The 17,853-nt window shown below is 36.6% G+C and carries 15 protein-coding genes; 13 read left to right on the forward strand and 2 right to left on the reverse strand.

Annotated elements, in window-relative coordinates:
- Positions 1-112 precede the first annotated feature (112 nt).
- The 3 genes from pfkA to ACUN28_RS06105 all read left to right on the forward strand — a co-directional run bounded on the left by pfkA (position 113) and on the right by ACUN28_RS06105 (position 3,468).
- A complete protein-coding gene (gene pfkA, locus ACUN28_RS06095) occupies positions 113-1,072 on the forward strand; it encodes a 6-phosphofructokinase (protein ID WP_000821161.1) in 960 nt (319 codons plus the stop codon).
- 53 nt (positions 1,073-1,125) lie between these two features.
- The gene (gene pyk, locus ACUN28_RS06100; RefSeq protein WP_016085997.1) at positions 1,126-2,883 is read left to right on the forward strand and encodes a pyruvate kinase; all 1,758 of its coding nucleotides are present in this window, start codon (positions 1,126-1,128) and stop codon (positions 2,881-2,883) included.
- Positions 2,884-3,078: 195 nt separating this feature from the next.
- Positions 3,079-3,468 (forward strand): FxsA family protein, encoded by a 390-nt coding sequence (locus ACUN28_RS06105; protein ID WP_016085998.1) that lies wholly within the window; start codon positions 3,079-3,081, stop codon positions 3,466-3,468.
- Positions 3,469-4,138: 670 nt separating this feature from the next.
- Here the strand turns inward: ACUN28_RS06105 and ytvI are convergent.
- Positions 4,139-5,257, reverse strand: coding sequence for a sporulation integral membrane protein YtvI (gene ytvI / locus ACUN28_RS06110; protein WP_016085999.1), 1,119 nt, complete (start codon positions 5,255-5,257; stop codon positions 4,139-4,141).
- Between the two features lie 564 nt (positions 5,258-5,821).
- On the opposite strand from ytvI, the gene ACUN28_RS06115 reads away from it, so the two are divergent.
- The 5 genes from ACUN28_RS06115 to ACUN28_RS06135 all read left to right on the forward strand — a co-directional run bounded on the left by ACUN28_RS06115 (position 5,822) and on the right by ACUN28_RS06135 (position 10,920).
- Positions 5,822-6,283 carry a DUF441 domain-containing protein gene (locus ACUN28_RS06115; protein WP_445423358.1) on the forward strand — a complete coding sequence of 154 codons (462 nt, stop codon included), beginning with the start codon at positions 5,822-5,824 and terminating at the stop codon, positions 6,281-6,283.
- A 387-nt stretch (positions 6,284-6,670) separates the two neighbouring features.
- Positions 6,671-7,819 (forward strand): citrate synthase, encoded by a 1,149-nt coding sequence (gene citZ, locus ACUN28_RS06120; protein WP_016086001.1) that lies wholly within the window; start codon positions 6,671-6,673, stop codon positions 7,817-7,819.
- Between the two features lie 160 nt (positions 7,820-7,979).
- A complete protein-coding gene (icd, locus tag ACUN28_RS06125; protein ID WP_016086002.1) occupies positions 7,980-9,272 on the forward strand; it encodes an NADP-dependent isocitrate dehydrogenase in 1,293 nt (430 codons plus the stop codon).
- A 19-nt stretch (positions 9,273-9,291) separates the two neighbouring features.
- Positions 9,292-10,230 carry a malate dehydrogenase gene (gene mdh / locus ACUN28_RS06130; protein WP_000153232.1) on the forward strand — a complete coding sequence of 313 codons (939 nt, stop codon included), beginning with the start codon at positions 9,292-9,294 and terminating at the stop codon, positions 10,228-10,230.
- Between the two features lie 216 nt (positions 10,231-10,446).
- Positions 10,447-10,920: a MaoC family dehydratase gene (locus ACUN28_RS06135; protein ID WP_016086003.1), complete on the forward strand. Its 474-nt coding sequence runs from the start codon at positions 10,447-10,449 to the stop codon at positions 10,918-10,920.
- 56 nt (positions 10,921-10,976) lie between these two features.
- On the opposite strand, the gene ACUN28_RS06140 is transcribed toward ACUN28_RS06135, so the two are convergent.
- Positions 10,977-11,108, reverse strand: coding sequence for a hypothetical protein (locus tag ACUN28_RS06140; protein WP_016086004.1), 132 nt, complete (start codon positions 11,106-11,108; stop codon positions 10,977-10,979).
- Positions 11,109-11,196: 88 nt separating this feature from the next.
- Here ACUN28_RS06140 and ACUN28_RS06145 point away from each other — a divergent pair, with 88 nt between their 5' ends.
- The 5 genes from ACUN28_RS06145 to mutM all read left to right on the forward strand — a co-directional run bounded on the left by ACUN28_RS06145 (position 11,197) and on the right by mutM (position 17,817).
- Positions 11,197-11,433 carry a hypothetical protein gene (locus ACUN28_RS06145; protein ID WP_033659780.1) on the forward strand — a complete coding sequence of 79 codons (237 nt, stop codon included), beginning with the start codon at positions 11,197-11,199 and terminating at the stop codon, positions 11,431-11,433.
- Positions 11,434-11,581: 148 nt separating this feature from the next.
- Entirely contained in the window at positions 11,582-12,301 is a 720-nt protein-coding gene (gene phoP, locus ACUN28_RS06150; protein ID WP_016086006.1) for a two-component system response regulator PhoP, read from the forward strand.
- Positions 12,294-14,057 (forward strand): sensory box histidine kinase PhoR, encoded by a 1,764-nt coding sequence (phoR, locus tag ACUN28_RS06155; protein ID WP_016086007.1) that lies wholly within the window; start codon positions 12,294-12,296, stop codon positions 14,055-14,057. The genes phoP and phoR overlap by 8 nt, the downstream gene beginning before the upstream one ends.
- 283 nt (positions 14,058-14,340) lie before the next feature.
- Entirely contained in the window at positions 14,341-16,974 is a 2,634-nt protein-coding gene (gene polA, locus ACUN28_RS06160) for a DNA polymerase I (RefSeq protein ID WP_016086008.1), read from the forward strand.
- A 12-nt stretch (positions 16,975-16,986) separates the two neighbouring features.
- The gene (gene mutM, locus ACUN28_RS06165; RefSeq protein WP_016086009.1) at positions 16,987-17,817 is read left to right on the forward strand and encodes a DNA-formamidopyrimidine glycosylase; all 831 of its coding nucleotides are present in this window, start codon (positions 16,987-16,989) and stop codon (positions 17,815-17,817) included.
- The last annotated feature ends 36 nt before the right edge of the window (positions 17,818-17,853 follow it).

Genomic DNA, 17,853 nt, shown 5'->3' on the forward strand with positions numbered 1-17,853 from the left:
TCTTCGCGAATGCACGTTTTTATTATGAAAAGACACATCTTCTCCATTGTGTTTTTATATTTTTTCGTGTTATTTTATTATAAGGCAAATAATCTTTATGAGGTGAGTACAAATGAAACGTATTGGTGTATTAACAAGTGGTGGAGATTCACCTGGTATGAATGCTGCCATTCGTGCAGTTGTTCGTAAAGCGATTTTCCATGATATTGAAGTATATGGTATTTACCATGGATACGCTGGTTTAATTTCTGGTCATATTGAAAAATTAGAACTTGGTTCTGTTGGCGATATTATCCACCGTGGTGGTACAAAATTATATACAGCAAGATGTCCTGAGTTTAAAGATCCAGAAGTACGACTAAAGGGTATCGAGCAATTAAAGAAACACGGTATTGAAGGACTTGTTGTTATTGGTGGAGATGGCTCTTACCAAGGTGCTAAAAAATTAACTGAACAAGGATTCCCATGTGTTGGTGTACCAGGTACAATCGACAATGATATTCCTGGAACAGACTTCACAATTGGTTTCGATACAGCTTTAAATACTGTTATTGATGCAATTGATAAAATTCGTGACACAGCTACATCTCATGAACGTACATATGTTATCGAAGTAATGGGACGTCATGCTGGAGATATCGCATTATGGGCTGGTTTAGCTGATGGTGCTGAAACAATCTTAATTCCAGAAGAAGAGTATGACATGGAAGATGTTATTGCTCGTCTGAAGCGCGGTAGTGAACGTGGTAAAAAACACAGTATTATCATTGTGGCTGAAGGTGTTGGAAGTGCAATTGACATCGGTAAGCACATTGAAGAAGCAACAAACTTTGATACTCGTGTAACTGTATTAGGTCACGTACAACGTGGTGGATCACCAAGTGCACAAGACCGCGTATTAGCGAGTCGTCTTGGCGCAAGAGCAGTTGAATTATTAATTGCTGGTAAAGGTGGACGTTGTGTAGGTATTCAAGATAATAAACTTGTTGATCATGATATTATCGAAGCATTAGCTCAAAAGCATACAATCGATAAAGATATGTATCAATTATCTAAAGAATTATCCATCTAATCGGCTTAATGTCGGATATTTGGGAACGGTTTCATAATTTTCGGAGGTGCAATATGCGTAAAACTAAAATTGTATGTACTATAGGTCCTGCTAGTGAAAGTATTGAGAAATTAGAACAATTAATCGAAGCGGGTATGAACGTTGCTCGTTTAAACTTCTCTCATGGTAGCCATGAAGAGCACGGCGCTCGTATTAAAAACATTCGTGAAGCTTCAAAGAAAACTGGTAAAACAGTTGGTATCTTACTTGATACAAAAGGTCCAGAAATTCGTACTCACGACTTCGTAGACGGACAAGCTGAGCTTGTTACAGGTGCAGAAGTAGTTCTTTCTACTGAGCAAGTATTAGGTACTGCAGAGAAGTTCTCTGTATCTTATGCTGGTCTTTATGACGATGTAGACCCAGGTTCTCGTATTCTAATCGATGACGGTCTTATCGAACTAGAAGTAATCGAAAAAGCTGACGGAAACATCCGTACAAAAGTTCTTAACAGCGGAACTGTAAAAAACAAAAAAGGTGTTAACGTACCAAACGTAAGCATTAAGCTTCCTGGTATCACTGAAAAAGACGTAAAAGATATCATCTTCGGTATCGAGCAAAAAGTTGATTTCATCGCAGCTTCATTCGTACGTAAAGCATCTGACGTATTAGAAATCCGTGAATTATTAGAAGGGCATAACGCTCAATACATCCAAATCGTACCAAAAATCGAAAACCAAGAGGGTATTGACAACATCGATTCAATCTTAGAAGTTTCTGACGGTTTAATGGTAGCTCGTGGTGATATGGGTGTAGAAATTCCACCAGAAGAAGTACCATTAGTACAAAAACGTCTAATCAAAAAATGTAACGTGTTAGGTAAACCAGTTATTACTGCGACACAAATGTTAGATTCTATGCAACGTAACCCACGTCCAACTCGTGCGGAAGCAAGTGACGTAGCGAACGCAATCTTCGATGGTACAGATGCAATCATGCTTTCAGGTGAAACAGCTGCTGGTCAATACCCAGTAGAAGCAGTAACAATGATGGCTAACATTGCAGTACGTGTTGAAAAATCATTACAATATGAAGATATGTTCAAAAAACGTATTAAAGAGTTCACGCCAACAATCACAGATGCAATTAGCCAATCTGTTGCGCATACAGCACTTGCTCTTGATGTAGCTGCAATCGTAGCTCCAACAGAAAGCGGACATACTGCGAAAATGATCTCTAAATACCGTCCAAAATCTCCAATCGTAGCTGTAACATCTGACGAGCAAGTAGGACGTCGTCTTGCACTTGTTTGGGGTGTACAAGCATTTATGGCTGGAAAACGTGCAGCGTCTACTGACGAAATGTTAGATACTGCAATTCAAACAGGTATGGATGCAGGTCTAATCGGACTTGGAGACACTGTAGTAATCACTGCTGGTGTACCAGTTGCTGAAACTGGCACAACAAACTTAATGAAAATCCATGTTGTTGGTGAAGAAGTTGCTAAAGGACAAGGAATCGGTCGTAAAGCTGCAAAAGGTAAAGTAGTTGTAGCAAAAACTGCTGCTGAAGCTGTAGCGAACGTAAACGAAGGTGATATCCTTGTTACAACAAGCACTGATAAAGATATGATTCCTGCAATCGAAAAAGCTGCTGCTCTAGTTGTAGAAGAAGGCGGTCTAACAAGCCATGCGGCTGTTGTAGGTGTATCAATCGGTATTCCTGTTATCGTTGGTGTAAACGGCGTAACAGCAACTTTAAAAAATGGCCAAGAAGTAACAGTTGATGCGGCACGCGGAATTGTTTATAATGGACATGCGGAAGTGCTATAAGTAATACGGAGAGAAGGATCGGAGTCCTTCTCTTTTTTTTACACAAAAACGAGGTAAAGCTAGCTTAAAACGCCTGAAATTGCTTCTAAAAGCTGTTTGTTATGAGCTTTAATAGGAAAAGATGTTTAGTTTTTGTATGATGTATATGGGCGCCGTGAGGGTGTTTAAAGTGATGTGTGAGAGGAGTGTGGAACTATGAAGTGGTTACTATTCTTGTTTATTTTAATACCAGCGATTGAGATTACAGTCTTAATTGGATCGAGTCATGTAATAGGTTTATGGTCTACGTTCGCAATGATTATATTTACGGGTATTGTTGGCGTCTATTTGGCGAAAAGGCAAGGATTTAAAGTGCTTGGAGAGATTCAATCTAAGTTAAATAGAGGAGAAATGCCAGGAGGGGCAGTACTGGATGGTATTTTTATCTTTGTAGGAGGTATTCTTTTGGTACTTCCTGGATATGTAACGGATATAATAGGTTTTATCTTTGTTATCCCTATGACGAGGGCCTTGTTGAAGCCGTTTGTTATGAAGTGGATGGAATGGAAGTTTAGAAAGAACTCTACTATTATTGTGCAGAAATAGTGCTTAGATTATAGCGATCTAAGCACTATTTTTTTTGCTTGTAAAAGGATGAGAGGGGGTGGTTAAAGAGCGGTTAATTAAAGTTTTGCTTTACTCTGGTTATTTGAAGGTAAGAAGACGTCTGCCTTGGGATTTGCTGAGTGTGAAGGGGGGGTGAAAATCGGACTACCTATAAAAATCTGGTTGGTGAAGGGTAATGATCAGTAGTGGACAAATCCCTACGGATTAAAGTTTTACTTTAATGTATTTGCTGTGTATTTTTCGATTGGATATGTGATTTGAGGAGTTGGTAGCTCTTAATGAGTGTGCTGTAGAAAAATTCTTCTGAGCTCAAGCCTGTTTTTGTATATAAAAAGAATCAATTGGTATGGAATAGCTTAGATAGGAGTAGGAAAATTGTTAGTTTAAGTCTCGTTTTATGTTATTTTGTATATTTATTCATTTACATAAAAAGTAATAAATGTAAGTAATAATTATAAAAATAATAGAATAAATATGTAAAAATACCTCGAAATATGCGTTTTCTATGCAAAAAAATAAGAGAATTATCCTTTTTGGGGGCAATTCTCTTGTTGTATGTAATGAGTGTGAAAAATAAGTACAAGGAATAATCAGTGGGAAATTCCCACTGATTACATGTAAGTTTTTGTTGTATATGAGTTAGAAACTATTATTTTGAAGGTGAGCCTTTAATATATTTCCACAAATCATGGAATACACGAGCTTTGTGCAATGTATTAAGTAGTACTAAGATGACTGGACCGATGATTAATCCTAAAAAGCCAAAAAGCTTAAAGCCGACAAATAGAGCGATCAGTGTTGCTAATGGATCAAGACCGATATTAGAGGAAAGTACTTTTGGCTCCATAATTTGTCTTTGGACAATCACGACGATGTATAAGATGAGAAGACCGATGGCGAAAGCGGTGTCGCCAGTGAAAAATACGTATATAACCCAAGGAACGAAGACGGCGCCTGTTCCTAAATATGGGAGTAAATCTACAACCCCTGTAATAATCGCGATAGTAATGGCGTAAGGTACGCGTAATATTAACAGCCCGATTAGTACAATAACAGTTGTCATAGATACGAGTGTAAGTTGCGCTTTAACAAAACCAAATAAAGCTTTTCTTAAATCGACAAAAATAGTTTTTCCATAGCCATGAACACGATTGGGCAAAAGATTTCTTACTTTCTGAGCAAGGCGGTGCCAGTCGTAACTAATGAAGAAAGTCGCTAATAAAACGAATACAAGGACAGTTAAAGTTGTTGGTAGTGCACTAATGAAATTTGTTAACCCGCTTATAATGGCTGTTAAAAGTTCTTTCATTTGCGTCGTTGCTTCAGTTCCTAAGTTTTGAATGTTTTGTGTAATCGTATAGCGCTGTGGTTCCCCAAGATGATTAAATTTAGAAATTAAATCATCATAGAGAGGCATAATATGATTAAGTGCAAATTGTTGCGCGAATGTAACGATATCCGGAAACTTTATTGTAACAAGTTGTAGTAAGTATGTTGTGGCAGATATTGCTTCCGTTACAAGATATGTAACAAGTCCAACGATAGCTCCGAATACGAGAATTAAGCTAACGAGTACTGCTAGTGCACGAGGGAATTGTAGTTTTTGGTTAAGGAAATTGACGACAGGATTAATCAAATAAGCAAATGCGAAAGCGATAATAAAAGGGTAGATAAGTCCTGACATATATAGTAATGCATAGAACCCTGCTACCGTCGCTATAATGACGAATATGAGTCGCAATATCATATATAGTAAGTTTCGATTCAAAGATGTATACCTCCCATTCCAATATGGATTATCCTAATTCGTTCAACTTATAACGAGTGTGCTGCACTGATTAAAGTTTCACTTTATCCCGTATTAACGGGAAGTAAATCTCCTACCTGAAGTGCGGCTGGATCAAAGGAGTTAGGTGGAGATAAACCGCCCGTAAATGCCCGATTGGTTCAACTAATAATCAGTGAAAAATGCCCCACTGATTAAAGTTTCACTTTATGTTATAGTGGAATGATGGATTTTTCCTGCTTTTTCAGTACATGAGTGACTGGAAAAGCTTGGTGTTGATGCTTCTACTATATGGTAAAAACTTCATTTTCTCTTCTTTTTATTTTACCTGTTTCTTATTAGAAAAGAAAGGAGAGACAATTGTTTTAAAAAAATGTATACATGCTTAAATTTTTGATGGTAAAAGTCTCAGTTTTTCATTTTAAAATACATAAAAAAATGAAGTGGTTACTGTTGAATATACATCGATATAGCATGTATAACGATAAGTTTAAAGGTATTTTTGTTTGGAAATGAGTTCATTATTTTCAGAAAGGAAGTGCAAACATGATTAGTCAGTCAACGTTATTTTTATTCATAATACTTATTATCGGACTTATTGCGAAAAACCAATCGCTTACTGTAGCTATTGGTGTGTTATTTTTATTGAAGTTTACGTTTCTAGGAGATAAAGTCTTTCCTTATCTACAAACGAAAGGGATTAACCTCGGTGTTACAGTTATTACAATAGCAGTGCTCGTACCGATTGCGACGGGGGAAATAGGTTTTAAACAACTTGGAGAAGCGGCGAAATCGTATTATGCATGGATTACTTTAGCCTCAGGGGTAGCGGTTGCTTTGTTAGCGAAAGGCGGCGTGCAATTATTGACGACGGATCCTCATATTACAACTGCGCTCGTTTTCGGGACAATTATAGCGGTTGCTTTATTTAATGGAGTTGCTGTCGGTCCATTAATTGGGGCTGGAATTGCCTATGCGATTATGAGTATTATACAGATGTTTAAATAAGGAATTTTATAGTAATATAAAAATTTTGAATTCTTTCTGTTCACAAAAGTCAGATAATTGTTTATAATAGGATTAGAAACTTTGAAAAGTTACATAACAGCAGAGACTTTACACCAGATAAAATAAAAACAACATAAAACAATTTTATAATGATATTGTTTTATGTTGTTTTTATCATAAAACTCTTCGGAATTTATTTTCCTCACTAACTTGTTTTTTTGAGCGTGAGGATTCGGGGAGACATTCACGCTCATGCTTTCCATGTAGACAATGGACAATAAGAGGGGAACATCGCAACAAATTTGCATGATCGTGCATTTTGCTTGCCTAAAGAGTGAACGGGCGTTCATAATTCAAAAGGGGAGCAAATAGATATAAGGAGCAAGGTTGGGAGAATTTTCAGGAAAAGGAGAGAATGTCATGACTGTTATTCGAGGTTTAGAAGGGGTAGTAGCAACAACATCATCTGTGAGCTCTATTATTGATGATACATTAACTTATGTTGGGTATAATATTGATGATTTAGCGGAGAATGCTACATTTGAAGAAGTAGTGTACTTATTATGGCATCGCAAGCTTCCTAACGAACAAGAATTAGCGAAATTTAAAGAAACTGTATCGGAATACTATAAAGTTCCAGGTGAGATTTTAACATATTTGAAACAAGTAGATTTAAAGATCGCACATCCGATGTCTGTTTTACGAACTGCAATTTCCATGCTATCATTATACGATGAGAGCGCTGAAATTATGGATGAAAAGTCCAATTATTTGAAAGCGGTTAAATTACAGGCTCAAGTGGGAACTTTAGTTGCTGCTTATGCAAGAATTCGTAAAGGTTTAGATGTTGTTGAGCCTAGAAACGATTTATCATTAGCTGCAAACTTCTTGTACATGTTAAATGATCGCGAGCCAAATGAAGTTGAAATTGAAGCTTTTGATAAGGCACTTGTCCTTCACGCAGATCATGAGTTAAACGCTTCTACATTTACTGCACGCGTTTGTGTAGCTACACTTTCAGATGTATATTCTGGTATTACAGCAGCAATCGGTGCGTTAAAAGGTCCTCTTCACGGCGGGGCAAATGAAAATGTAATGAAGATGTTAACTGAAATTGGCGAAGAAGAAAATGTAGAATCATATATTCATAATGCTCTTCAAAATAAAGTGAAAATCATGGGCTTTGGCCACCGTGTATATGAGCAGGGTGATCCGCGAGCAAAACATTTACGCGAAATGTCTAAGAGATTATGCGTGCTTTTAGGAGAAGACAAATGGTATAATATGTCTATCAAAATTGAAGACATTGTAACAAAAGAAAAAGGTCTTCCACCAAATGTTGATTTCTATTCAGCTTCTGTATACCATTGTTTAGGAATTGACCATGACTTATTTACACCTATCTTTGCAATTAGCCGTATGTCAGGCTGGTTAGCTCATATTCTAGAACAATATGAAAACAACCGTTTAATCCGTCCGCGTGCTGATTATAATGGACCAACACATCAAGTGTACGTTCCAATTGCACAACGATAAGCGAAAAACACTATTTCGATAGTGAAAATACGCTTTCAAAAGTCTGATTTTTTTGGGAAGATGTAATGATTAGAATATTTTAATTTGACTAACGGTTTGAACTGAGGGGTTATTCCCTCAGTTTCATACATATGAAATTTCAAACATGGGGGTTATCACATTGACGACAGGTGAAAAAATTACTGTAACTAATGGTGTTATGAATGTACCAAACAATCCGATTATTCCATTTATCGAAGGAGATGGAATTGGTCCTGATATTTGGGCAGCTGCATCTCGTGTACTAGAAGCAGCAGTTGAAAAAGCTTATGATGGTGAGAAGAAAATCGTTTGGAAAGAAGTGCTTGCAGGGGAAAAAGCATTCAACCAAACAGGCGAGTGGTTACCAGAAGAAACTTTAAATTTAATCCGTGAATATTTAATCGCGATTAAAGGTCCACTTACAACTCCAGTTGGCGGTGGTATTCGTTCTCTAAACGTAGCACTTCGTCAAGAATTAGATTTATATGTATGTCTACGTCCAGTTCGTTATTTTGAAGGCGTTCCTTCACCTGTAAAACGTCCGGAAGATACTGATATGGTTATTTTCCGTGAGAATACAGAAGACATTTATGCTGGAATTGAATACGCACAAGGATCTCCAGAAGCAGAAAAAGTTCTTGCTTTCTTAAAAGAAGCAATGGGTGTTAATAAAATCCGCTTCCCAGAAACATCTGGTATTGGTATTAAACCAATCTCAGAAGAAGGGACAAAGCGTCTTGTTCGTGCTGCAATTCAATATGCAATTAACGAAAAACGCTCTTCTGTTACATTAGTTCATAAAGGAAACATTATGAAATTTACAGAAGGTGCTTTCAAAAACTGGGGTTACGAAGTAGCGGAACAAGAATTCGGCGACAAAGTATTCACTTGGGCTGAATATGACCGCATCGTTGAGAAAGATGGCAAAGATGTAGCGAATAAAGCGATGGCAGACGCTGAAGTGGCTGGAAAAATCATCGTAAAAGATTCTATTGCAGACATCTTCTTACAACAAATTTTAACTCGTCCACGTGAGTTCGATGTTGTTGCAACAATGAACTTAAATGGAGACTATATCTCTGATGCACTTGCTGCACAAGTAGGTGGAATTGGTATTGCACCTGGTGCAAACATTAACTATGTAACTGGACATGCTATCTTTGAAGCTACACATGGTACAGCTCCAAAATATGCAGGTTTAGATAAAGTAAACCCATCTTCAGTTCTTCTTTCTGGTGTATTATTATTAGAGCACTTAGGATGGAACGAAGCTGCGAAATTAGTAACTGCTTCAGTTGAGAAAACAATTGCTTCAAAAGTAGTAACTTATGATTTCGCACGCTTAATGGAAGGTGCAACAGAAGTGAAATGTTCTGAGTTCGCTAATGAACTTATTAAAAACATGGATGTAGCGATAATCAAAAACGCATAATTAAAGCGGGGGGTAAATTATGACAATCAAACGCAAGAAAGTTTCAGTCATCGGTGCAGGATTTACAGGAGCAACAACAGCATTCTTATTAGCGCAAAAAGAACTTGCAGATGTTGTATTAGTGGACATTCCACAACTGGAAAATCCAACAAAAGGGAAAGCGTTAGATATGTTAGAAGCGAGCCCAGTACAAGGTTTTGATGCTAACATTATTGGAACATCTGATTACGCAGATACTGCTGATTCTGACGTTGTCGTTATTACAGCAGGTATTGCACGTAAGCCTGGTATGAGCCGTGATGACTTAGTAGCAACAAACTCTAAAATTATGAAAAGTATTACGCGCGACATTGCAAAACATTCACCAAATGCGATTATTGTTGTATTAACAAATCCAGTTGATGCAATGACATATTCTGTATTTAAAGAAGCTGGATTCCCGAAAGAGCGTGTTATCGGTCAATCGGGCGTGTTAGATACAGCTCGTTTCCGTACATTCATCGCGCAAGAATTAAATCTTTCTGTGAAAGACATTACAGGATTTGTTCTTGGTGGACACGGTGACGATATGGTACCTCTTGTACGTTATTCTTATGCAGGTGGCATTCCGTTAGAAACGTTAATTCCGAAAGAGCGTTTAGAAGCAATCGTAGAACGTACCCGTAAAGGTGGCGGCGAGATTGTAGGCTTACTAGGAAACGGTAGTGCATATTACGCACCAGCTGCTTCTTTAGTTGAAATGACAGAAGCAATCTTAAAAGATCAACGCCGTGTATTACCGGCTATTGCGTACCTTGAAGGTGAATACGGTTATAGCGACCTTTACTTAGGGGTACCAGTAATTCTAGGTGGTAACGGAATTGAAAAAATTATTGAATTAGAACTTCTTGCAGATGAAAAAGAAGCGTTAGATCGTTCTGTAGAATCTGTACGTAATGTTATGAAGGTTCTTGTTTAATAATTAAATATAATTGGAAAAAGATTCGGGGCCCCGAATCTTTTTCTACTATTTACTCAAATGTTTTTTTGAAATAACATGAAAACGCTATCATTTAATGTATCCTATAATGAAACTATAGATTTATACTATACATTGCCCTCATCATAGTAAATTTCGGATAAGGTATCGCTTTTAGTAGGATAATAAGGTGAAAAAATCGGAGGGGGTTGTAACATGTTAAAGAAAAAAGTTCAAATTGGTCGTAGAATGGATGAAATTACAGTAGGAGAGAAATTATCTATCACTGAAAAAATTGAGGATAAAGATTTGTTATTGTACTTAGGGTTAACGAATGATGCCAATCCATTATATATTCAGCATGATTACGCATCCCAAACTCCGTATGAAAAGCCGATTGTACCAAGCATTATGCTAACTGGAATGATTACAACGGCAGTTACGAAATATTTACCAGGTCCAGGTAGCCATATTACGAGGAAGGACCTTACGTTCGTGAAGCATGTTCACCATTATGAAACGTTACAAATCCACTTTGAAGTTGTGGCTGTTTCTGAGGAGGAACATACAATTGATATGCTTGTATCTGCTCATGATGAAAAAGGGGAAACGGTTGTAAAAGGTGCTTTAACAGTAACGCCGCCTTTTAAATCAGTTTCTATTATGGAAAAAGCATTAGATAATTTTTAAAACATGAAAATATGAATAGCGCTAGCATACCTTATTATAAGGGGCTAGCGCTATTTTTAGTTGAAAAATCCTTCTTTAAAACCTTCGACAAATTCTGAACAACCTGTTTTAATCGTATCCCAGCTTGGTACGTTAAAAGTAAGGAAACATGTTACTACTAAAGTTAAAATAGGTAGTAATACTCGCATAATAGCCCTCGAATCGTATTTATTTATATATTTAAATTAATAATATATTCATCGGTAATTGAAGTCAATGAAAGAAGTGGTTTTTAAGGTGAGATGGAAAAGAGAGGACGTTTTCTTTGATACGATAAGAGAAGCTGAAGTGTGGGCAGACGGGGTCGTGAATGAAATGTATGGAAGAGTATTTGATGGATATGAAACACTAGATTATAAAATAGCGTATGCTCTTGCGTTTTTTCTAGCGAAAAATCGAGAATTCAATATTCATACGGAAGTAGAATTTAATGAAAATATAGAGGTGTATAAAGTATGGATAACAACACGTTAATTGGAGTGAATGAGTAATAACGATAGAACAATCTGAATCCATGAATAGACAATTATATTGAGAGGGACCTTGTTTTCTAGTATGATGAGAATAACGGGGAAAATACTAGGATGAAGAAGGTTTCAAGTCTATAACTTGGAGGAAAAGAATGAACAATCGTATTTTAGTAGTTGATGATGAGGAGTTTATCTTAACTTTAATTGAATTTAATTTACAACAAGCTGGGTTTGAAGTGATAACAGCTATGGATGGAGAAATGGCGCTTCAAAAAGCGACAACAGAACGCCCAGATTTAATTATATTAGATTTAATGCTTCCGAAAATGGATGGTATGGAAGTGTGTAAAGAATTACGATTGCAGCGCGTTATGACGCCAATTCTAATGTTAACAGCAAAAGATGATGAATTTGATAAGGTGCTAGGTCTTGAACTTGGGGCAGATGATTATATGACGAAGCCATTTAGCCCAAGGGAAGTTGTTGCACGTGTGAAGGCAATTTTGCGCCGCACGAAATTACAACAAGAAGAACAAGTTGCAGAAACGTCAGATGAAGAGAGCATCACACTTGCTGAACTTAAAATTTTGCCGGAATTTTATGAGGCTTATTTCCAAGGAAGAAAGCTTGAATTAACACCAAAAGAATTTGAATTACTTGTTTATCTTGCGAAAAATAAAAGTCGCGTGTTGACACGTGATCAATTATTAAGTGCTGTATGGAACTATGATTTTGCTGGTGATACACGAATTGTTGACGTTCATATTAGCCATTTGCGCGATAAAATTGAACAAAATACGAAAAAACCGACGTACATTAAAACGATACGTGGTTTAGGATATAAATTAGAGGAGCCAAAAGGGGATGAATAAATTTCGTTCCAGGCTTCTTTTTACATTTGTTTCTCTTATTGTGTTTATTTTAGTCGGACTCGGTTTATTGCTGGAAACCGTGTTTGAAAACTACTATATTGATCATGCAAAAGAGAGAATGATAAAAGAGACAGAGTATGTTGCGGTATTAGCAGAAGAACAAGGTTTTGATGATGTTTTAAAAAATCCATATGTATTTGAAAAGTTAGAAGAAAAAATACAGGCTTCTATTGCATTTGTAGATGAAAAAAAGAAAGTTCAATATAGCGGCGGAGAACAGTCTGCGTTTAGCCAAGAGATAATTAAAGAACTTTCTTCTGAAACAATGAAACAAAGGAATAAAGTCATTACGAAAGAAACAGATCAGAATAATGAATTTTACCATGCGGTGTTCGTTCAAGATGTAGCAGGGAAACAAGGGTATATTTTGGTGAAAAGTACAATTGAGCCTTTGAAAGCCGTTCATCAAAAAACGTGGGGATTATTAATTATCGGATTTGTTATCGCGTGTCTCGTCGTCGTATTTTTAGGTATGAAAATTACAGGGCAATATATTAGGCCGATTGAATCGGTTACGAAAGTGGCTATTGAATTAGCGAAGGGCAATTATAAAGCACGCGCTTATGAAAGTCATTCTGATGAAACGGGAATGTTAAGTAAAGCGATTAATATTTTAGCTCGTAATTTACAAGAGATGACACTTGAACAAGAAATGCAACAAGATCGTCTACATACGTTAATTGAAAATATGGGAAGCGGAATGATTTTAATTGATAGCCGCGGTTATATAAACCTTGTAAACCGTTCGTATAAGGAGACTTTCCACGTAACAGATGAAGAATATTTAGATCGTTTATATTATGAGTCGTTTCATCATACAGAAATTATCGAGCTCGTGGAAGAAATCTTTATGACAGAAGTGAAAGTGCGTAAACAAATGTTATTGCCGCTTGGGATTGAGCGAAAGCATTTCGAAGTATATGGAGCACCGATTATTGGGACGAACCATGAATGGAAAGGAATTGTCCTTGTATTCCATGACATTACTGAGCTAAAGAAATTAGAACAAATGAGAAAAGACTTTTTAGCGAATGTTTCTCATGAACTAAAGACACCGATTACTTCTATTAAAGGTTTTTCAGAAACGCTCTTGGATGGAGCGATGGATAATAAGAAATTCTGCGAACATTTCTTACACATTATTCTAAAAGAAAGTGAACGCATGCAAGGATTAATTGAAGATTTATTAGATTTATCAAAGATTGAGCAACAAGGATTTAAATTGAGTATGGGGACCGTTGATATGAAGGGACTTCTTGAAGACATTCATATGGTGCTTGATAACAAAGCGGGAGAAAAAGAAATCTCTTTACAAGTAAATGCGCTAAAACGTGTCTCTGTCATTGGAGATCCAAGTCGTTTGAAGCAAATCTTTATTAATTTAATGAATAACGCAATCGTATATACGCCGGCTGGAGGCGTTGTTTCTGTAGAATTAGCAGAAGATAAATATAATGCTTATATAAAAGTGTCAGATACTGGAATTGGTATTAGTAAAGATGAAATTCCACGTATTTTTGAACGCTTTTACCGAGTGGATAAAGCGAGAAGTAGAAATACTGGTGGTACAGGTCTTGGATTATCGATTGTAAAGCATTTAGTTGAGGCGCATCACGGTATGATTACAGTAGATAGTGAAGTTGGGGAAGGGACAACATTTACAGTTGTTTTACCGAAATCAGCAACTGAAAAATAGGATGAAGGATGTTTACAATATATTAACAATGGCTTAATTAAATATTAATAAAGCTCTGTTAATATAATACATGAAAACCCCTTCATCCAAGGAGTAATTTTGGACGAGAATAGTTATGCTGTTCTCGTCACTTCCCTTTTATGTTAGTAAACGTTTTTATATATGATAGAAAATAGCCGTTATTTTTCTTCTCTCTATTAGTCATGTTAATATAGAGAAAGGAAAGGAACGGTTTTTTTCTGTGAAAAAAACCATTTCAAATTTGTATGGGGAGGTTTCTGATTTGGAAAAAAAAGTCGTATTAGTAGATGGTAATAATATCGCGTATCGTGCTTTCTTTGCACTACCGCTTTTAAATAACGACAAAGGTATACATACGAACGCAATTTACGGTTTTACAATGATGTTAATGAGAATATTAGAGGAAGAAAAACCGACGCATATGTTAGTAGCGTTTGATGCGGGTAAAACAACGTTCCGTCATAAAACGTATAGTGATTATAAAGGAGGACGTCAAAAGACTCCACCTGAATTATCAGAACAATTCCCGTTTATTCGTGAGATGCTTGATGCATTCAATGTACCGCGTTATGAATTAGAAAATTATGAAGCGGATGACATTATGGGAACGTTAGCGAAAGAAGCGAGTGAACAAGGGGCAAATGTAAAAGTTATTTCAGGAGATAAGGATTTACTTCAACTGGTTTCTGATAACACGCTTGTATGTATTCCTCGAAAAGGGATTACAGAAGTGGATGAATATACGACGGAAGCTTTATTTGAGAAATACAGCTTATCACCAAAGCAAATTATCGATATGAAAGGTTTAATGGGAGACCAGTCAGATAATATTCCGGGTGTACCAGGAGTTGGTGAAAAAACTGCGATTAAATTGTTAACACAGTTTGGAACGGTTGAAGCAGTGTATGAAAATATAGATCAAGTGAGTGGGAAGAAATTAAAAGAAAAACTGGAAGCAAATAAAGACCAAGCTCTTATGAGTAAAGATCTTGCAACGATTATTACAGATGCACCAATTACTGTGCATGTGGATGATATGGAGTATAAAGGGTATGAAGCAAGTGATGTGATTCCAATGTTCGAGAATTTAGGATTTACATCTCTTTTAAATAAATTAGGTGTTACGCCAGAAGAAACGGCTCCAGCGGAATTAGATGATATTACATTTGATATTGTGGAAGAAGTTACAGAAGAAATGCTTCAGCAAGATAGTGCGCTTATTGTTGAAGTACAAGAAGATAACTATCATAAAGCAGATATTCAAGGTTTTGGTATTCAAAATGAAAACGGCTGTTACTTTATTCAGAAGGATATTGCATTTGCATCGGATGCTTTCAAAGCATGGCTTGCAAATGGAGAAATGAGAAAGCATACATTTGATGCGAAGCGTGCGATTGTTGCGCTTAAATGGAATGGGATAGATATGCAAGGGATTGACTTTGATCTATTAATCGCTGCTTATTTACTTGACCCGGCTGACACAGATAAAGATTTCCGTACTGTAGCGAAAATGAAAGAAACGCATGCTGTGAAATCGGATGAAGAAGTTTACGGAAAAGGCGCGAAGCGTGCTGTTCCAGAGTTAGAAGTAGTAGCGGAGCATGTAGCTCGTAAAGTGCATGTATTATATGATGTAAAGCAAACATTCGTTGAAGAGTTAGAAAAGAATGAGCAATATGAACTGTTTACAGAGTTAGAATTACCACTTGCACGTGTATTAGCTGATATGGAAGTAAAAGGTGTAAAAGTTGATACAGAGCGTCTTCGTAATATGGGAGAAGAACTTGCAGGTAGATTAAAGGAAATGGAACAGGAAATTTATAAGCTTGCAGGAACAGAATTTAATATTAATTCACCGAAGCAGCTTGGTGTTATTCTGTTTGAGAACTTAAACTTACCAGTTATTAAAAAGACGAAAACAGGTTATTCTACGTCAGCTGATGTACTAGAAAAGCTTATGGATCGCCATGAAATCATTCCAAACATTTTACATTATCGTCAATTAGGGAAACTAAATTCAACTTATATTGAAGGTTTATTAAAAGTTGTACATGAAGATTCATCTAAAATCCATACTCGTTTCAATCAAGTATTAACGCAAACGGGTCGATTAAGTTCAACGGATCCGAACTTACAAAATATCCCGATTCGATTAGAAGAAGGAAGAAAGATTCGTCAGGCATTTGTTCCATCAGAAGAAGGATGGATTATGTACGCGGCAGATTATTCACAAATTGAACTTCGCGTATTAGCTCATATTGCAAATGATAAAGGGCTAGTTGAAGCGTTCCAACATGATATGGATATTCATACGAAAACAGCGATGGATGTATTTGGCGTTGAAAAAGATGAAGTAACGTCGAATATGAGACGACAAGCGAAAGCTGTTAATTTCGGAATTGTGTATGGTATTAGTGATTATGGTCTTTCACAAAACTTAGGAATTACAAGAAAAGCAGCAGCGGAATTTATTGAAAAGTATTTAGAAAGTTTCCCTGGTGTACAAGAATACATGAGTGACATCGTAAAAGATGCGAAACAAAAAGGATATGTGGCTACATTATTAAATCGCCGCCGTTATATTCCGGAAATTACGAGTCGTAATTTCAATTTACGAAGCTTTGCTGAGCGTACGGCTATGAATACACCAATTCAAGGGACTGCGGCAGATATTATTAAAAAAGCGATGATTATTATGGCAGACCGTCTAGAAGAAGAAGGATTACAGGCGCGTCTACTTCTGCAAGTACACGATGAATTGATATTTGAAGCACCAAAAGAAGAAATTGAAAAATTAGAGAAGCTTGTACCAGAAGTAATGGAGCATGCGATTGAACTCGTAGTTCCGCTGAAAGTTGATTATTCTTACGGTCCAACTTGGTACGACGCAAAATAAGGAAGTGATGAAATGCCTGAATTACCAGAGGTTGAAAACGTCAGACGGACACTTGAAAATCTTGTGACAGGAAAAACAATTGAAGATGTCATTGTTACCTATCCCAAAATAGTAAAACGACCAGATGATGTAGAAATCTTTAAAGAAATGCTAAGAGGCGAAAAGATTGAAAATATAAAGCGAAGAGGAAAGTTTTTGCTTTTATATGTAACGAATTATGTTATTGTTTCACATTTGCGTATGGAAGGTAAGTTTTTACTGCATCAAGAGGACGAGCCAATTGATAAGCATACGCACGTCCGTTTCTTATTTACAGATGGAACTGAACTACATTATAAAGATGTGAGAAAGTTTGGTACGATGCATCTCTTTAAGAAAGGTGAAGAATTGAATCAAATGCCTCTTGCTGACTTAGGTCCAGAGCCATTTGATGCTGAATTGACACCGCAGTATTTACAAGAGAGATTGCAAAAGACAAATCGTAAAATTAAAGTTGTATTATTAGATCAGCGTCTTTTAGTAGGGCTTGGAAATATATATGTAGATGAAGTTTTATTCCGTTCTCAAATTCATCCGGAACGAGAAGCTGCGTCTTTAACGGAAGAAGAAATAGAAAGAGTGTACGAAGCAATCGTTACAACGCTAGGCGAAGCAGTAAAGCGAGGCGGAAGTACCATTAGAACGTATATGAATTCGCAAGGGCAAATTGGTTCATTCCAAGAACTGTTAAATGTATATGGGAAAAAGGGAGAACCGTGTGTGACTTGCGGTACGATATTAGAAAAAACAGTTGTTGGCGGAAGAGGAACGCATTACTGCCCAATTTGTCAGCCTAGAATATAGAAAAGAGATAACATCGGATAGGCATTTGTCATATAC

It is taken from the genome of Bacillus sp. WC2507 (genome assembly GCF_052656125.1).